Here is a 17201-nt window from a genome sequence, read left to right as displayed (position 1 = left end):
TTCTAAATCTAAAAGGAGTATTTACTGGAGTGACAAAGGCGGTAGTTGATACTATAAGATAACCTAGTTTGTAGATCCCGTAACAGGCTTCACCCTACATAAACGATAAGGATGATTACCCATGGCCGAAGAAACCATTTTTAGTAAAATTATTCGCCGCGAAATTCCTGCGGATATTTTATTCCAAGACGAGCTAGTCACTGCGTTTCGTGATATTTCACCTCAAGCACCGACTCACATTTTAATTATTCCGAATCATCTTATTCCGACTGCTAATGATATTAAAGCTTCAGATGAACTTGCGTTAGGTCGCATGATGTCAGTTGCAGCTAAATTAGCTGATGAGGCTGGTATCGCTGAAGATGGTTATCGTTTAATTATGAATTGTAATAAACATGGTGGCCAAGAGGTTTATCACATTCACATGCATTTGGTAGGCGGAAAACCATTGGGTTCTATGCTAAATCACGCAGGATAAATTGAGCGAAATGAAAATAAACAGTGATTTTTTTCCGCTAACAGAAGTGGCAACCCGCTTTGTTAATCAATTAGCGCAGTGCCGCAGATTGAATATCAGTGTGCTTGAAGCCAGTGAACATCATGTGTTACTTGAACTGCCATATAGCCAGGATATTATTGGCGACCCAGATACTGGTGTTATCCATGGCGGGGTAGTGACTACGCTAATCGACACTGCATCTGGGACTTCGGTTGTGAGTGCGATTTTAGCTAAATATGAGTCTTTAGAGATATCACCAACACTGGATTTGCGTGTCGACTATATGAAGCCAGCTGAACCCGATAAGCCGCTATATGCCATTGCGGAGTGTTATCGTTTATCTGCCAATGTAGCATTCACTAGGGCGATTGCTTATCAAGACAGTGTTGATGACCCTATTGCTCACGCCGTGGGTTCATTTATGCGTATTAGTCCTGAAATGGTAGGTGAAGAATTCCGTCAAGCATTAATGGGCGAGTCAAAAAATACTGTAGAGTCAAGCAAAAGTAATGTTGAGACTCGAGAGTCAGTTACGCCAATTGCGGATGCTTTTGCGGCGGATGATTTAAATGTTCATGATATTGTTAAACGTGCCATCGACTTGAACGATTATAGTTATTTATTAGCTAAAGTGCCGTATACACAGTTTATCGGCATGAGTGTTAATCGTTTCGGTGATGAAATGGTGTTTAAATTACCGCAAAAAGACGACAATATTGGCAACCCGATTTTACCCGCTATTCATGGTGGTGTGATTGCAGGCTTTATGGAAATGTCGGCAATTGTGCAACTAATGGTGTTTATGCAAGCGAAGAAAGTGCCTAAAATTATTGACTTTTCAATTGATTATTTAAGGGCTGGTTTACACCAAGATACCTTCGCTGAGTGCAAAATCACCCGTCAAGGTCGCAGAGTCGCTCATGTTACAATCAATTGTTGGCAAACAAATAGAAAGCAATTAATTGCCACCGCTAGAGCGCACTTTTTATTAGACCAATAGGCTTTTGTCTATTCTGTAGAAGAGTAAATAATGTAAGCCGCTTAGTATTAGCCGCTTATTATAAGCTACCTAATATAAGTCATTTATTAACAGTCAGTTTCAACCCAATTGGGTTAAGTTATCAAGAGGATGCATGATGAAATTTTCAATAGTTGTCGTAACATTAGTATTAATGATGTCAGCTTGTGCGAATCACACCGCAGGTGTATCAGCAGGTTCCAATGGCGAAACTCGGGTTGATAATTACTCATTTGGTCAAGAAGTTACTGTCGAACAAGTTAACGTGCGTACTCAAGGTGATTTATTACAAGGTTCGGCGTTAATTCTAAGTAAGGTTGGCACCGATTTACGTCTGCAATATAAATTTACTTGGTATGATGCTGGAGGATTTACCATTGAAGATGAAGCTACAAGCTGGAAGTCTCTGAAACTTCATGGCAAACAACAAATGCAAGTAACTGCAGTCGCACCGAATGCCTCAGCCACACGATTTGATGTTTATGTGCGCAAAGCCTTTTCCAATTAAGCGTCAACATTTTTAAAAAGCACCCTTATTTGGGTGTTTTTTTATACCTAAATTTCATGGTTTTTGGGGTGATGCAAATTTGTACTTAAATAGTTAATGAAAAGTTCTCAGTAACAGTGTCGTACTTATGTCTAATCGTTTATAATCCGCCTCGCCAAGGGGTGTTAGCTCGAAAAAGAGTTAACTGAGATGTTTTATGACAAACCCTTAGAACCTGATCCGGCTAATACCGGCGTAGGAATAGGCTGCATTTTTTAAGACATCATTTTTGAACTAGCGCTAAAGCAGTAAAGCGAACTCGACCATTTTGTCACAGATGCACATCACTCATTCACTATGCTTGCCGGATCTCAAAATTATTATTTGAGGTCCTATGTCTTTATTTAAACCTAAATCGCCTGTTGCGATTGCCATTCTCGCCGCTTTATCGACTTCTGCTGTTGCACAAACTGAAGATATTGAGCGCGCAGCGCCAAATGCAGAAAAGATGGAAGTCATTGTTGTTAATGCTGATTTCAGTAATATCGAGCTTGAAAAAGCGCCTTCTAGTGTGACGGTAATCGACAGTCAGCAATTACAAGACGAAGGGGCGCAGCATTTTGAAGATGTGTTGAATTCAATAGCCAACTTTAACTGGTCAGGTGGTAGTTCACGTCCAAAATATTTCCAAATTCGTGGTGTGGGTGAGCAAGAAGAATATCAAGGCGCACCTAACTCATCAGTTGGCTTTATCGTTGATGATATTGATTTATCAGGTATCGGCATGGTTTCAAGCATGTACGATATGCAACAAGTAGAAGTGCTGCGTGGGCCGCAAGGGACTCAATACGGTGCTAATGCTTTAGCGGGTTTAATTTATTTGAAAAGTAATGACCCAACGGATGTATTTGAACATGGTGCACAAGTATCAATGGGGGACGATGATTTACAAACCTTCTCTGGTTTCAGCTCAGGTCCCTTATCTGACTCTGGTAAATTGTTGTACCGCGTATCGTTAGAGCAGCATTCTCAAAATGGTTACCGTGATAATACCTATCTGGAGCGTGAAGACACAAACGCCCGTGACGAGTTTACCGCTAGAGCAAAACTGCGCTGGTATGCAACCGATGACGTGCAGCTTGATTTAACCTTATTACACGCCAATTTTGATAACGGCTATGATGCTTGGACATTAGATAATAATGGTTTTGAAACCATTACGGACAAGCCTGGAGTTGATAGTCAAAAAACCACTGGCGTTGGCCTAAAAGCGATTTTTACTCAGTTTGAAAAATTTGAACTGACTTCGTTGACCTCATTTGCGCAAACTGACCATCACCATAATTATGATGGTGATTGGGCTAACCCTGAGTACTGGGCTTCAAAAGAATGTACTGCTTATGATGATAACTGGGTAGAGATTGGCACAGAGCCATGTGTTTACGATTACACATGGGATAAGCAAGGCGACCGCAAAACCATTTCACAAGAGTTCCGTATTAGCTCGAACGAAGCAGGCCGAATTTTTAACGATTCTACGGACTGGTTATTGGGTTTATATGGCATGAACCTAAAAGAAGATAACGATTTATACTCTGAATACAATGGCTGGCCTGATGAAGTCTTGCAATCAGAATATGAAGCCACCAACTATGCCATTTTTGCTCAAACCGATACTCAATTTGGTGATGGTTACGTATTTTCTGCAGGGGTACGTTTAGAACGTCGTGTAAGTGAGTATTCGGACAGTAATGGTGACGAGTTCGATCCTACAGAAAATATGTGGGGCGGGCATTTAGCGATTTCTAAAAGCTTAAATCAAGATCATAACGCTTACTTTAGAATCGCTCGTGGTTACAAAGCGGGTGGCTTTAATATGACCTTACCACCTGAACTTGCCGACAAAAAAGAATTTGATACAGAAATTCTATACAACTATGAACTAGGCCTTAAATCATCATGGCTAGATGCCGCAGTGGCGACCAATATGGCGTTATTTTATATGGACCGTCAAAACCAACAAGTATCAGCGTCACAACAAGATCCTGACGATCAGCAACGCTTCATTTTATACACTGAAAACGCTGGTAGTGCCAAAAACTATGGCGCAGAAGCTGACTTTAAATACTACGCCACTGATAATATTGAATTTTACGGCAGTGTAGGTTGGTTAGAAACAGAATACGGTGATTATCAATACAATGATAAATACGGCAACGTTATAGATTTAACGGGGCGCGACCAGGCTCATGCGCCTAACTTCACTTACAGTGCTGGTATGAGTTATGTCAGTGATTCAGGCTGGTTCACCAACTTAAATGCGAGTGGTAAAAGTGACTTCTATTACTCTGATAGCAATGAATCAAAATCAGATGCTTACACTATATTCAATGCGCGCATTGGTTATGAGTCACAAATGTGGTCTGCTTACTTATGGGGCAGAAACTTATTTGATGAGCAATATGGCGTACGTGGTTTCTACTTTGGTAATGAGCCAGATTTAGATTGGGCTGACAAACAATATGTTCGTTATGGCGATCCTCGTCAATTAGGCATTACACTTGATGTGAAGTTTATGTAGCGTTTACTGGTTATTGATAAAGCTAAATTTCTTTAACAATAACAATGGTTTTAATATAGTTACTTAACAATGTTATACAGTGAAATACCGCCATGGTTTGCCATTTCTTTGCTAAACTACGGCGGTAATTTTACTTAAGTCGTCCCAAAGGAGTTCCTGATGAAATTAACAGCTGAAATCAGTATGTACCCGTTTAACGAAAACTATTTAGATCCGATAAAATGGTTTATTGGCCGTGTTGATAGCTACTCAAATATCGAAAGAAAAACTAATGCAATGGCAACTCAAGTTTGTGGTGAATATGCAGATGTTATGTCAATGCTTGCTGTGGAGATGGAAGCCGCTCACCAAAAGTGGGGCAAGGCTGTTTTTGTGTGTAAATTCATTGGTGGTGAGCTGGATTTAACTCACACTGAATAACGTTCATAACGAACTATTGCTACTCATTATAAGAAACTAATTATTAAGAACTATTTCCCTTAAATACTTTAGTTAATTTATTTTTGTATAGAAAAAGAAACTATTAATATGCTTGCTGAGATTTTCCGTTACTTTCAAACCGCGATAACAGAAGCGTCCGCTATGACAGGGTGGGAAGCTATTGCTGTTGTACTTGCGATCGCCTATTTAGTTTTAGCCATGAGAACCAATATCTGGTGCTGGGCCGCAGCTTTTGTTAGTACCGCTATTTATACGGTGTTGTTTTGGAAAGTCTCACTATTAATGGAATCCCTACTTAACGTCTATTATATGGCTATGGCAGTGTATGGCTTTTGGTTATGGCGTTATGGCAGTAATAAAATTGAAGGCAGCTCACAAGACACAGAGCTAGCTATTGTGAGTTGGTCATTGAATAAGCATTTGATTATTATTGCGGTAACGTCAGTAATATCATTGATTGTCGGTTATTTGATGGCCACGAATACTTCGGCATCTTTTCCATACCTTGATGCGTTAACTACGTGTTTTGCCGTGATGACCACCTACCTAGTAGCTAAAAAAGTAATTGAAAACTGGTATTACTGGATGGTGATAAATTCATTGTCTATATATTTGTATCTTCAAAAAGGCTTAATGCTTACTTCTGGTTTACTGGTTTTATATTTATTTATGGCGGTGAGTGGTTATTTTATGTGGCGTAAAAAAATGCAGCAAGATACGCTTGAAGCACAGTTAAATCTAGCTAAATAACACGTGTTAATAAACATTCAGCTATTTTTTAATTCATAAACTGAGCGAGAATAAAGATTAATAACCGATGACAGTATTTAACCCTTGGGCATTATTGCCAACTGAGCTTAAACATCAATTGCCGTCATCATTAGTGGTGGATATCAGCGACAATTGTAATGGCGTCGATAGATTGTCTGCAGGGTTAAGTAACAGTAATTATTATCTTAAAATGCCATCTCAAGACTGGGTGTTACGTGATAATAAAGATATTGAACAGTGGTGTGATAGAGACAATGAAGTGGCTTGCTGGCGAATGGCACAAGCTATCAAATTAGCACCTAAACTCATATGGCAAAGTGAGACTAAGCAGTTTTATTTAAGTGAGTTTATCAAGCAAACAAGCTTTGATTGGTCATCTACATTCTCTGAATATGGTTTTAGCTCATCTAATCGACCCAGTAACAATTCCTTTCGATATGGCGATGGTTTAGCTGAACAGTACGAACCCGTTAGCCAATTACTGAGCTTACTAAAGCAATTCACTACCTTAGCATTACCCCCGAAAGTCATTAGCATTACTGAGCAGTGGCAGGTCTATCTTGAGTCACTAGCTGAACTGTCAAATAACCAATTAGATGAACAATGGTGTGATGCTTTTGAGCAACTAACAAACTTAAAGCCAGCAATGACTTCTTGGCTGACTGATTTAGAGTCTTGTTTGATTAGGCCTCAATTTTGTCATCGCGATTTATCACCTTTTAATTTATTGCTACAACAAGATAATTTGTTGTGTATCGATTTTGAATATTGTGCAGCAAGCCATCCGATGTTTGATTTAGCCTCGATTTTGGCAACCCATCAATTAACTGAGCAACAAGCTAAAGATCTTTCTGAGCAATATCTATGTCAGCATCCAAACCTACAATCCAATGCTATTCACTATTTAGAACAAATCTATAACTGCTTTTGGGCATTTGGTGCGGCCTGGGCATTAATGATGGCAGCTAAAAGCACGCACTCAGAAGATGAGCAACTCATTAATGTTACTTTAGTTGATGAAAGTTCAACTAACTTAAAAACTTCATATTTTTTGTTATTCAACAAATACCTATCTTTAATATCATAAGGCTATTATTCTTAATCAATAGCCAAGATTAAGGAGAACGTCCGTTGAAGAAGTCATTCGTTCCATTATTGCTGGTGGTGTTTTTGGTGGGGTGTTCCACTAAATTTAGCTATTTCTTTCTCGATTGGGCCATCGAGTGGCGGGTAGAGGAGTACGTTACTTTTGATAAACAACAGCAAAAAAAGTTTGATGTAATACTAGAGAAATTCCTAATCTGGCATCAAAAAGATGAGTTACTCCGATATAGTCAGCAGCTCAATTCTCTTTCAAAAGCGATACAAAACCAAACTGTTACTCCTGAGTTATGGCAACAGCAAGTCACCGATGCTAAAGCACATTGGTTTCGCATTTTTGATTTTGTATTACCTGATTTATTACCTATTTTATCCAGCCTTTCTGATCAACAAGCTCGCGAAATGATAGAAAAGCTTAAAGAGGATAATAAAGAGTTAAACCAGAAGTATGCCGGAAAAACTCCGCAGCAATTGCTAGACGATTCAAATGAAAAAGTCATTGATAACATTGACGATTGGTTAGGCAGTGTTTCGTCACAGCAAGAAGCATTAGTTAAGCAATACAATAAACAGCGAATAGCGACACTTGATATGTGGCTAGAGTATCGACTGGATTGGTTAAGGCAATTTCAACAAGCCATTGAAATGCGCGATGATACAGTGCTACTTGAGCAGCGTATGCGCTTATTGATGACATCACCTGATGAATTGAAATCAGAAGTTTATCAGCAACATGTTGACCAAAACTCTCGTTTATTTGGTCAATTAATCATTGACCTTAATAGCAGTTTATCAGCCAAACAAAGACAACATTTCACTAAAAAAATGGATGAGTTAATAGCCGACTTAAGTGACCTATCAAAGGAGATTAAGTAAAGGTTACGTAATGTAAATTAGTAATTTTTAATCATGTTTTGAAAGATTTATCTACTATGCTTGGTCTAGTGACGTAATGAGCGAATATTTTAAGGAATAAATATGAGTAATCTTTACCAGCAGTTTTTAAACTTTTTAAAACATATTGAAGGCATAGCACCATTAGCTTTACGTGTTTATCTTGCGCCAGTATTAATGCAAGCGGGTTACAACAAATTGTCGCATTTTAGCGATACCGCAGCCTGGTTTGGTAATCCAGACTGGGGATTAGGCTTACCGATGCCTGAAGTCATGACGGCATTGGCTGCTGGTACAGAACTATTTGGTGGTTTTTTATTGTTAATTGGATTGGCGACTCGACTTGTTGCAATTCCGATGATGTTTACCATGTTCGTCGCAGCTTTTGCTGTACATATTGATAATGGTTGGTTAGCAATAGCGGATGCGAGTTCTTGGTTAGCGAATGATAATGTTGCTGCTTCGGCTGAAAAATTAGCCGCCGCCAAGTCCATTTTGCAACAGCACGGAAATTATGAATGGCTAACCAGCTCTGGTAATTTTGTTATTTTGAATAACGGTATCGAGTTTGCCATAACCTATTTATTTATGTTGCTGGCTCTACTGATGCTGGGAGGTGGTCGATACACCAGCGTTGATTACTTTATTCGAAAGCGTTTTATGTCATAAATAGAATCGTTAAAAAATCCCACTTCAATGTGGGATTTTTGTTAGTATCAGTCTGAATTTAATTAATGTGATTGATAAAAAGGACATTTCATTGGACGCATCAGAATTATTACTCACCCGACAATCAACACCGAGATTAACGCTACCAGCACCTTCAGAATCTCAACTGGATTTTATTCTTAATGCTGGTGCTCGTGTGCCTGATCATGGTGCTTTAACACCTTGGGAGTTTATTATTGCCGCTGGCGATGGCCTTAATAAATTAGGCGAAATTTTTGTTAAAGCAGCTAGCGCTAATGGAGCTGAAGAAGCTTTTATCACTAAAGCTAAAGGCATGCCTCATCGTGCACCTATGGTCATTACCATTGCGACTAAAAACCAACAGCATCCGAAAGTTCCGTTGCTAGAACAGCAACTTGCTGCAGGCTGTGCGACTATGGCAATGCAACAAGCAGCATTTTCTATTGGTTTAGGCGCAGTTTGGCGTACAGGTGACTTTGCTTTTAATGCCACTGTGAATAAAGAGTTAGGCTTAGCTGAAAATGAACAAATTGTAGGTTTCTTATATGTTGGAACTCCAGTAGTTAAAGCACCAGTGAAACCTTTAAAGGAAGGTCGTCAGTTTGCTCGTTTTTTATAGTGGTATGATTTATCAAAGCACTTTGAACTAAAAAGTCTGTACATCAAAGCAAACATAAAAAGAAAATATAAAATATGGCGCTGCATCAAAAGCAGCGTCGGTATGATAAAAGTCATTGGGATAGTTGCTAAAGCAAGTTTGATTTACTCATTAGGGTCTAATGAATCTAGCGGCAGTAAATTCTGATAAATATAGTAACCCAAAGGCCCAAAAAATAGGCTGATGGTTCCCCATAAATATCTGCGCACATTATCTATATGAGCGCCAGTTGTCATTGCTCTATGACAAAACATGATATGTAAAATACTGAGTAGTAGTATTAACAACATCACCAAATCCATTTGTTCCATGTCTGCATCCTTGATTACTGCAAAGAGACTTATTTAAGCTTAATCTCATTTTGGAAATTCGCAGTAAAAACAATAAAAAATCCATCTTATAGTTGATATAACTTACTTTAATTTCACCTACTAATTCAATGGTTTTAGTGAATACTTATACAAAAGGTTGAAAATAAGATTAATAATTAAGAAGTTACTAATTTACCGTGCCCATTTTATGACTGTTTTAGTTTTGTTTTAAGGGTTTTGTCGTCTAACCATAGTGGGTATTTACACATAACGGATTGAAATAAATCACTTTCAATATGGTGTTTAAGCCATTTTTTTACTTGTGAATACTGGCTTTGTTCAAACCAACTTCGGTTAACGTGGGCAAATTGGCGAACGAATGGGAAAATAGCATAATCGGCAAAGGTTGGACTGTTAGCAAGTAAATGCTCTTTGTCGTTCAGTTTAGCCTCCAGTATTGCTATGAATTTACATGCTTTTTCGCGGTAATACTCTTCCGTAAATTCAAGGTGTCTATCTGCATATTTGTACTTATCTAGCCGCGGTTTAAATTCATTATCGTTTATATCAATTAATGCTTTTGTATCTTTGTCAGTTAACGACTCTATCAATAAATCATATTCATCTTTGCATAAATATTCGTAATTCGTTGCAGGATAATGGCTGAGTGAATAATTAATGATATCTAGACTTTCTTCTAATATAAGCCATTTATTAGTAATGCTTTCGTATTGGTGTTGGCTTTCGGATTGAATGGCTAAAACCGGCACCGTTCCTTTAGGGGAAATCTCCAGCATTTCAGCAGGTTTATTTTTAAGGATGATTTCTCGTACCTGCGGGTTTAGAGAAGATAAGTGTAGGCCTAAGCGGGCTCTCATTGCGTAAGGACAACGTCTAAAACTGTATAGAATCATGTGGCGTGTTTATTTTTGATTTCTTAATGTACGAGCCATTCTAAGACGTTAATCAATGGATTGTTAGTAATAATTGCGCTTAGCAATTAATATTAACTCCCTTCGCAGTGTGATCTTAATCAAATAAAATTGCCGAGATAAGTGTGATTAAGGTACAATTCTGCGCTTTTATTTGAGGTAGGCCTCATTTACTCTGGGGTTGTTATTGTTGCCTATTGGCGTTAATCAATATTGCTCTATAACAAAGCTCTCAAATTTAAAGCTTAATAAACACATTATTTCGATAAAACCTATGCACTGGAAATTAAGTTCCAGCTAGCGGAGAAAACCATGTCACACGTTGTAGTTTGTGCGTTATATAAGTTTGTTGCCTTACCTAATTTTGAATCTATTAGAGCACCGTTATTAGCCCATATGGAAAACGCTGAAATCCGCGGTACCTTACTACTGGCTAAAGAAGGCATTAACGGTACAGTTGCTGGTAGCCAGCAAGCCATTGATGGATTACTGGCATGGTTAGCCACACAAGAAGGCTTAGCTGATATTGTGTGTAAGCTTTCATTTGATGAACAAATGCCTTTTTATCGCACTAAAGTAAAACTTAAAAAAGAAATTGTGACTATGGGCGTTGAGGGAATCGATCCTCGCGAAGTCGTAGGTACTTATGTAAAGCCTAAAGATTGGAATGCGTTAATTTCAGATCCTGAAGTGCTATTAGTTGATACCCGAAATGACTATGAAGTACAAATTGGTACGTTTAAAGATGCTGTTAACCCTGTAACAGAGACATTCCGTGAATTTCCTGACTACGTTAAAGAAAACCTAGATCCTGCCAAACATATAAAAGTCGCCATGTTCTGTACTGGTGGTATTCGCTGTGAAAAATCGACTGCTTATTTAAAAGAGCAAGGGTTTGATGAGGTTTATCACCTTGAAGGTGGCATCCTAAAATATCTAGAAGAAGTAAAGCCTGAACAAAGTTTATGGGAAGGTGAGTGCTTTGTATTTGATAACCGCGTCGCAGTGAACCATCAACTTGAAAAAGGCATTTACGATCAATGTAATGCTTGTCGCATGCCGATTACCCAAGAAGAAATGCAAACAGAAGCTTATGTTCAAGGGGTTAGTTGCCCACACTGTATTGATAAAATTTCAGATGAGCAACGCCAGCGCTTTATTGAACGTGAACGCCAAGTACAATTAGCAAAGCAACGTGGTGAAGCGCACATTGGCAGTGAAGTAAAACAAGTCATTGCACAGCGCCGCAAAGATAAAGAGTCGTTAAAGCAAGCGCAAAACGAAAGCTAGTTAAAACTCTACTTTTATCAGTTTGTTTTCGATAAGGAACATCACCAAGTTAAAGTTTTTTATTTAGGCTTAAATAGCTAAAAAGTACACGTTATTAAAATAGCGTGTACTTTTTTATGGGTGTTCTCATGAGTTAAAGCTCAACTTACTTAAAATACAACTTACTTAAAACACAAATTAATCCCTATTGTGGCTAACTTTTTCTGTTCGGCATATAAATCTTGTATTAATAACTCACTGCGTTGAGTTGCTTCTTTATCCTGCTCTTTGCACTGCGAAAACTTAATCGTCAAATCTGCTTGTTGCGCTTTAACCTTTATTTGTTGGTTGCTGCTGGATGTTCGACCTAAATTAAACAATACTGCGAGACGCAGAAGGGTTAATAAGCGCATAAAAGCTTGGCGCTGAATCTCATCAGCTATTGTCATTGCTGAATAGTTTAGTTTTTTTCGATGATTGCCTACGAGCAAGACTAACATTTGCTGTTGCTGTTGGTTAAAACCCGGTAAGTCACTATTTTCGAGAATGTAACTTCCGTGCTTATGGTGTGATTTTGAATTAATCGAAATGCCAATTTCGTGGAGCTGACAAGCGCCTTCTAGTAACCAACGATAATCTGCTAATTGCCATGAATTACTGACTTGCTCAAATAAGGTCAAGGCAGTTTTAGTCACCTTAGATGCTTGGTTAACATCAGCATGATACAGCTGAGCCAAACTCGATAATGTGCGTTGCCTAATATCAACTTGTTGTTCAATCTTGGCAAGCTCATAGAGGACTCCTTCGCGAAGTGCACCTTTTGCAGCTTGCAAATGTTCAATCCCCAATTGCCGAAAAAAACTGATTAAGATTGCCAAACCTGCAGCTAGAAGTGGGATCCTTCTTTCATCTAATTGCTCGAATTCAAGCTTGTCGATACTACCGACATTGATGAGGTGTTTCTTTAACGCTAAAAGGTTTTTACTGGTTATACCTTTGCCATTATCAGTCACTTCACTGATGGCGAGAGTGATAGCTTTTGCTGAGCCTGAACTCCCTAACACGAGTGACCAATCTTGGTTAAAGTAAACTTGGCTTAAGCATGAAAATTGCTTATCTGCAGCTTGAATAGCTTGTTTAAACGCTTCTTTTGTTAGGTGTCCATTCACAAAAAAGCGTTTGTTATAACTGACGCAGCCACATTTTAAACTGGCTAAGTGTTTAGCGCGTTTTTCATTACCCACAATCACTTCTGTTGAGCCACCACCAATATCGATAACTATATTTTTTTGTTCAAGCACTTGGCTGTGGGCGATACCGGTATAAATTAACCGCGCTTCTTCATGACCTGAAACAACATTAATTGGGTAGGGCAGCACTTTGCGGGCTGCAGTTAAAAAAGATTGGCGATTTTTGGCTACCCGTAAGGTGTGTGTGGCGACAATTTTGACTTGGGCTTTCGCTAAGTTTGAAAAACGCTGACTAAAGTCTTTAAGACATTGAACACCATTTTCGATTGCAACTTCCGCTAACACATTGTGATTATCAAGGTATTTGGCTAGCTGCACTTGGCGTTTTTCTTTATGCAACACTTGCAAAAGCCCGTCTTGTTCACGAGCAATAACTAAGTGAAAACTATTTGACCCCATGTCGATAGCGACAAAATGTTGTGAGTCTTGTGCAATAACATCAGCCAATTTAAGCCTCTTGTGGTAATTCTGCTTGGTTCTTATTGTTATATTTGACTGCTAATGCAGTTTTTACTTTCTTTTCGTAGCTATTAAGGTATTGATGAATAGCAATTTGGCTACGAAGTTTGCGTTTATTTCCTCTAGGGTTATAGCGATTATCATGCTGCTGATTAATCACCCTAGACTTAGTATTATCTTTAAATTGCAACGAAAGTATAGCAATAACCATCTGTTTTAACTGCTTATCATATACTGGGGTTGAGACTTCAATTCGTTCATCAATATTACGCGTCATCCAGTCAGAGGAACCAATAAACAGTTTTTGTTCACCGCCGGCATGGAACAACATCACCCGTGAATGCTCTAAATAACGATCGATAATACTATAAACCTTAATGTTGTCGCTTTGCCCTGGTATTTGGGGGATTAAGCTGCACATACCACGGATAAGCATGGTGATTTTTACACCAGCATTTGAGGCTTCGTATAACTTATTAATCATGATGTCATCCACCAGATTATTCAGTTTTAGCTGAATACTGGCAGGCTTTTTTTGTTTAGCTTGTGCAATTTCATCATCGATTAAGCTTAAAAAGCGTGTTCGCGAGTTATAAGGCGAGACGATGAGATGATTAAATTCGTCTTTACGGTAAGGCCTTTCAATTAAATCAAAGACTTGTTTGACTTCACCTGCAATATCTTGATTGGCGGTAAACAACGAAAAGTCAGTATAAAAACGGGCTGTTCCTTCGTTAAAGTTACCTGAACCTATGTGGCAATAATACTGGGTTTGACCATGCTCTTTACGGCTAATGAGGCATAGTTTTGAATGGACTTTTAAACTCGGAATACCATGATGCACAGTCACTCCGGCTTCAGCTAAGCGCCGAGTCCAGTTAATGTTTGATTCCTCATCAAAACGGGCTCTAAGCTCAATGATTGCGGTTACTTGTTTACCATTTTTAACGGCATCAATTAGTGACTGCATAATGTGGCTTTTCTTCGCCACTCGATAAAGGTTAATTTTAATGAATTTAACTGCTGGATCGTAAGCGGCTTGTCTGACTAACTCTGTAAAATGAGAAAACTTATGATATGGGTAATTAAGCATAATATCTTTATGCCTAATTGCATCAAAACTGTTGTCAAACGCTAAAAACTGACTGCTATCAATAGGGTGAAGCTTCTCGTTTACCAGTTTTTTACGACTTGGATTAGGGAAGTCCATAAAGTCTTTGAAGCTATGATATCGACCGCCCGGCACAAGGCACTCTGTAGAGCTGATATGCAAGTGTGACTTGAGCATCTCTAACATATCTTCAGGCATATTGCGGTCATAAACCAGTCTTACTGGTTGAGCATTTAAGCGTTTTTTAATCCCTTTTGTCATTCGCTCAAGTGTTGTTTGTTCAAGCTCATTACTGATGTTGTAATCCGCATCTCGGGTCATTTTCATTGAGAAAACTTGAATGGTATCGAACTCAAAAAAAGGTCTAAATAAATCATCAATACAGTGACGGATAATATTATCTAGCAATATTAAGTGTTTAATTTTTGATGTTTTTTCAGTTGGTAGCTCTAAAAATCGCGGTACATTCTTATTGGGCACTTCCACCAAAGCGTACTCTTTATTATCGCCCGATTGCAGGCTAGCGACTAAGTAGGTTGTCCCATCAACTAAGTGCTGCACTAAATCACTTTCATCGGTGACGATATGGGGTGCTATATGACGCTTCAATTGATTTTTAAAGTACTTCTTAAGCCAAGCACTGTGAAACTCACTCAGTTGAGTCTCGTTAATTAAAAAGATATTACAGCGAGCTAACTCTTTCATTAATACAGGGTAAATTTGATCAAACTTCTCTTGTAAGTCGAATACTTTTTCCTGAATTTTGGTCATTAATTGCTGGTATTTAAGCTGTTTAGAACTGATCCCAGAAACGAGTATCGCTCGTCTCACTGCAGCGACTCTGACCTGAAAAAACTCATCCATGTTACTTGAAAAAATCCCTAAGAACCTCACTCGCTCAATGAGTGGTACAGAAGCATCATAAGCTTCTTGTAATACACGTTCATTAAATGACAACCAAGACAGTTCTTTATCAACGAATTTAAGATGACGGGATTCAGTCACATTTTGCTCCTGCAAAGCATTACGGTAGTACTTTCATAAAAGCCATAATCGAATGGTGCGAAAATAATACGCTAGAGTGGAATAGCTAATTCACTGTTTAATATGAATAAAGTTCAAAGGTATTTTACTGCAGTAATATGACAATTTTGTGATGTTATTGAGGCGAACACTGTTTTCAGCAAATTCAATAGTGCAACAAATTGATTAAGCAAATTAAACCAATTGATGAAATTGTCAGCTAAATAACAGTGAACACTAAACTTTATAAGATCCGATATAAAGCTTGTGTTATTTTTAGCATTGATTTGAATTTTTGAGTGGTAAGAAATGTTTATTGGGTTTGATTATGGCAGTGCAAATTGTTCCGTTGGTATTGAAAAAGAGGGTGAAGTCAGGTTAATTCCGATCAATGGCGACAGTAATTTCTTATCATCTACCTTATATGCAATGGATCGAGAGTTAATCGCAGAAGCTGTTTATCAACGTATTGCACCAGAATTTAAAGCTGAATATGGCAAGTTACGCTCAGCGCAATTAAGCCGCGCAAGAATGGTACGCCATGATTTGGATATTTATCCAGATGAACAAGTGGTGTTTGTAGGCCCAGAAGCCATCGATGCTTACTTAGATTTACCTGATGAAGGTTTTTATGTCCGGTCGCCAAAATCGTTTCTTGGTGCCAGTGGTCTCCGCCCAGAGCAAGTTGCTTTGTTTGAAGATATTGTGACGTTAATGATGCTAGAGGTCATGTCCCGTGCAAACAAATTAATTAACGAACCCATTACCCAAGCAGTTATCGGCAGACCAGTTAATTTCCAAGGAATTGGTGGAGAATTAAGTAATCAACAAGCCCAAGCGATTTTAGAAACCGCCGCCAAACGAGCAGGTTTTGAGCAGGTAAGCTTTTTATTTGAGCCAATGGCAGCAGCCATGGATTTCGAAGCCTCAATGAGCCGTAATCAAACAGTATTGGTTGTGGATGTGGGCGGTGGTACGACGGATTGCTCTATGGTGAAAATGGGCCCTGATTTACAGCATAAAACCGATCGCAGTGACGACGTGTTAGGCCATAGTGGTCAGCGTGTGGGTGGTAATGACTTAGACATTGCCGTTGCGATGAACTGCTTTATGCCTCATTTAGGCTTGGGATCGCAATTAAAAACCAATTTAACGGTACCACGCCAACCGTTTTGGAATGGCGTTGCTGTGAATGATATTAGTGCTCAGCGTGACTTTAATTCACTGTCTACGGCGAAGCTAATTGATGAATTAATCAAAGATTCATTAAAACCTGAGTTATTGACGCGCTTAAAGTCATTAAGACAGCATCAAATGAGTTACCAGTTTGTGCGTCAAGCAGAGCAATCGAAAATTGGTTTATCAACTCAAGCTGAGTACGACGCTGATTTATCATTTATTGAGTCTCAATTTGCAGTTGGTGTAAATCAAACTGATTTTGAAACTGCAGTGGATCAACCTGTAGCCAAATTAGTCACTATTATGAAGCAAGCAGTTGAAGAAGCAGGTGTTATGCCTGATGTGGTTTATGTGACAGGCGGTACGGCCAAAAGCCCAGTTATCCATCAATGTATTACCGATCAATTTAGCCAAGCTGAAATCGTGGTCGGCGATCACTTTGGCAGTGTGACCAGTGGCTTAGTGCGCTGGGCTGGTAAAGTATTTAACTCTTAAGGAAAAGTCGCTTTATGTTTTCTCTATCAAAA

General features: G+C 38.7%; 16 protein-coding genes and 1 riboswitch. Of the genes, 12 read left to right on the top strand and 4 right to left on the bottom strand.

Going from position 1 to position 17201, the window contains the following annotated elements; genetic code table 11:
• Nucleotides 1-121 precede the first annotated feature (121 nt).
• The 10 genes from hinT (at nt 122) to K5Q58_RS13850 (ending at nt 9101) form a co-directional block, all read left to right on the top strand.
• Complete coding sequence (hinT, locus tag K5Q58_RS13895; protein WP_220754516.1) at nt 122-478, top strand: purine nucleoside phosphoramidase; 357 nt, start codon at nt 122-124, stop codon at nt 476-478.
• Between the two features lie 10 nt (nt 479-488).
• Nucleotides 489-1499: a PaaI family thioesterase gene (locus tag K5Q58_RS13890; RefSeq protein WP_220754515.1), complete on the top strand. Its 1011-nt coding sequence runs from the start codon at nt 489-491 to the stop codon at nt 1497-1499.
• A gap of 136 nt (nt 1500-1635) precedes the next feature.
• Nucleotides 1636-2025 carry a YcfL family protein gene (locus K5Q58_RS13885; RefSeq protein ID WP_220754514.1) on the top strand — a complete coding sequence of 130 codons (390 nt, stop codon included), beginning with the start codon at nt 1636-1638 and terminating at the stop codon, nt 2023-2025.
• Between the two features lie 147 nt (nt 2026-2172).
• Nucleotides 2173-2284: riboswitch (TPP riboswitch) on the top strand.
• Nucleotides 2285-2398: 114 nt separating this feature from the next.
• Complete coding sequence (locus tag K5Q58_RS13880; RefSeq protein ID WP_220754513.1) at nt 2399-4585, top strand: TonB-dependent receptor; 2187 nt, start codon at nt 2399-2401, stop codon at nt 4583-4585.
• Between the two features lie 159 nt (nt 4586-4744).
• Nucleotides 4745-5005, top strand: a complete 261-nt coding sequence (locus K5Q58_RS13875) for a YkoF family thiamine/hydroxymethylpyrimidine-binding protein (RefSeq protein WP_153915403.1) — start codon at nt 4745-4747, stop codon at nt 5003-5005.
• 108 nt (nt 5006-5113) lie between these two features.
• Nucleotides 5114-5776 carry a nicotinamide riboside transporter PnuC gene (pnuC, locus tag K5Q58_RS13870; protein WP_220754512.1) on the top strand — a complete coding sequence of 221 codons (663 nt, stop codon included), beginning with the start codon at nt 5114-5116 and terminating at the stop codon, nt 5774-5776.
• 67 nt (nt 5777-5843) lie between these two features.
• Nucleotides 5844-6884 (top strand): phosphotransferase, encoded by a 1041-nt coding sequence (locus K5Q58_RS13865; RefSeq protein WP_220754511.1) that lies wholly within the window; start codon nt 5844-5846, stop codon nt 6882-6884.
• A 44-nt stretch (nt 6885-6928) separates the two neighbouring features.
• Complete coding sequence (locus tag K5Q58_RS13860; protein WP_220754510.1) at nt 6929-7774, top strand: DUF6279 family lipoprotein; 846 nt, start codon at nt 6929-6931, stop codon at nt 7772-7774.
• A 102-nt stretch (nt 7775-7876) separates the two neighbouring features.
• Nucleotides 7877-8461 carry a DoxX family protein gene (locus tag K5Q58_RS13855; protein WP_374758507.1) on the top strand — a complete coding sequence of 195 codons (585 nt, stop codon included), beginning with the start codon at nt 7877-7879 and terminating at the stop codon, nt 8459-8461.
• Between the two features lie 91 nt (nt 8462-8552).
• Nucleotides 8553-9101 carry an NAD(P)H nitroreductase gene (locus tag K5Q58_RS13850; RefSeq protein WP_220754509.1) on the top strand — a complete coding sequence of 183 codons (549 nt, stop codon included), beginning with the start codon at nt 8553-8555 and terminating at the stop codon, nt 9099-9101.
• Nucleotides 9102-9244: 143 nt separating this feature from the next.
• On the opposite strand, the gene K5Q58_RS13845 is transcribed toward K5Q58_RS13850, so the two are convergent.
• Nucleotides 9245-9451: a hypothetical protein gene (locus tag K5Q58_RS13845; protein WP_220754508.1), complete on the bottom strand. Its 207-nt coding sequence runs from the start codon at nt 9449-9451 to the stop codon at nt 9245-9247.
• A gap of 206 nt (nt 9452-9657) precedes the next feature.
• Nucleotides 9658-10365, bottom strand: a complete 708-nt coding sequence (locus K5Q58_RS13840; RefSeq protein WP_220754507.1) for a glutathione S-transferase — start codon at nt 10363-10365, stop codon at nt 9658-9660.
• A 330-nt stretch (nt 10366-10695) separates the two neighbouring features.
• Here K5Q58_RS13840 and K5Q58_RS13835 point away from each other — a divergent pair, with 330 nt between their 5' ends.
• Nucleotides 10696-11673 carry a rhodanese-related sulfurtransferase gene (locus K5Q58_RS13835; protein WP_220754506.1) on the top strand — a complete coding sequence of 326 codons (978 nt, stop codon included), beginning with the start codon at nt 10696-10698 and terminating at the stop codon, nt 11671-11673.
• A gap of 161 nt (nt 11674-11834) precedes the next feature.
• Here the strand turns inward: K5Q58_RS13835 and K5Q58_RS13830 are convergent, their stop codons facing one another.
• Both K5Q58_RS13830 and ppk1 read right to left on the bottom strand, forming a co-directional pair.
• A complete protein-coding gene (locus tag K5Q58_RS13830; RefSeq protein WP_259651342.1) occupies nt 11835-13349 on the bottom strand; it encodes an exopolyphosphatase in 1515 nt (504 codons plus the stop codon).
• A 1-nt stretch (nt 13350) separates the two neighbouring features.
• On the bottom strand, nt 13351-15477 hold the full coding sequence (ppk1, locus tag K5Q58_RS13825) for a polyphosphate kinase 1 (RefSeq protein WP_220754505.1): 2127 nt from the start codon (nt 15475-15477) through the stop codon (nt 13351-13353).
• A 327-nt stretch (nt 15478-15804) separates the two neighbouring features.
• Between ppk1 and yegD the strand changes: the two genes are divergently transcribed.
• Nucleotides 15805-17169 (top strand): molecular chaperone, encoded by a 1365-nt coding sequence (gene yegD / locus K5Q58_RS13820; RefSeq protein WP_119968312.1) that lies wholly within the window; start codon nt 15805-15807, stop codon nt 17167-17169.
• Nucleotides 17170-17201 lie beyond the last annotated feature (32 nt).

The sequence above is a fragment of the Shewanella sp. KT0246 genome (assembly GCF_019654955.1).
Lineage (GTDB): Bacteria > Pseudomonadota > Gammaproteobacteria > Enterobacterales > Shewanellaceae > Shewanella > Shewanella goraebulensis.
The sequence above is the reverse complement of the archived record's forward strand: the minus strand, read 5'-3'. Positions and strand labels throughout refer to the sequence as shown.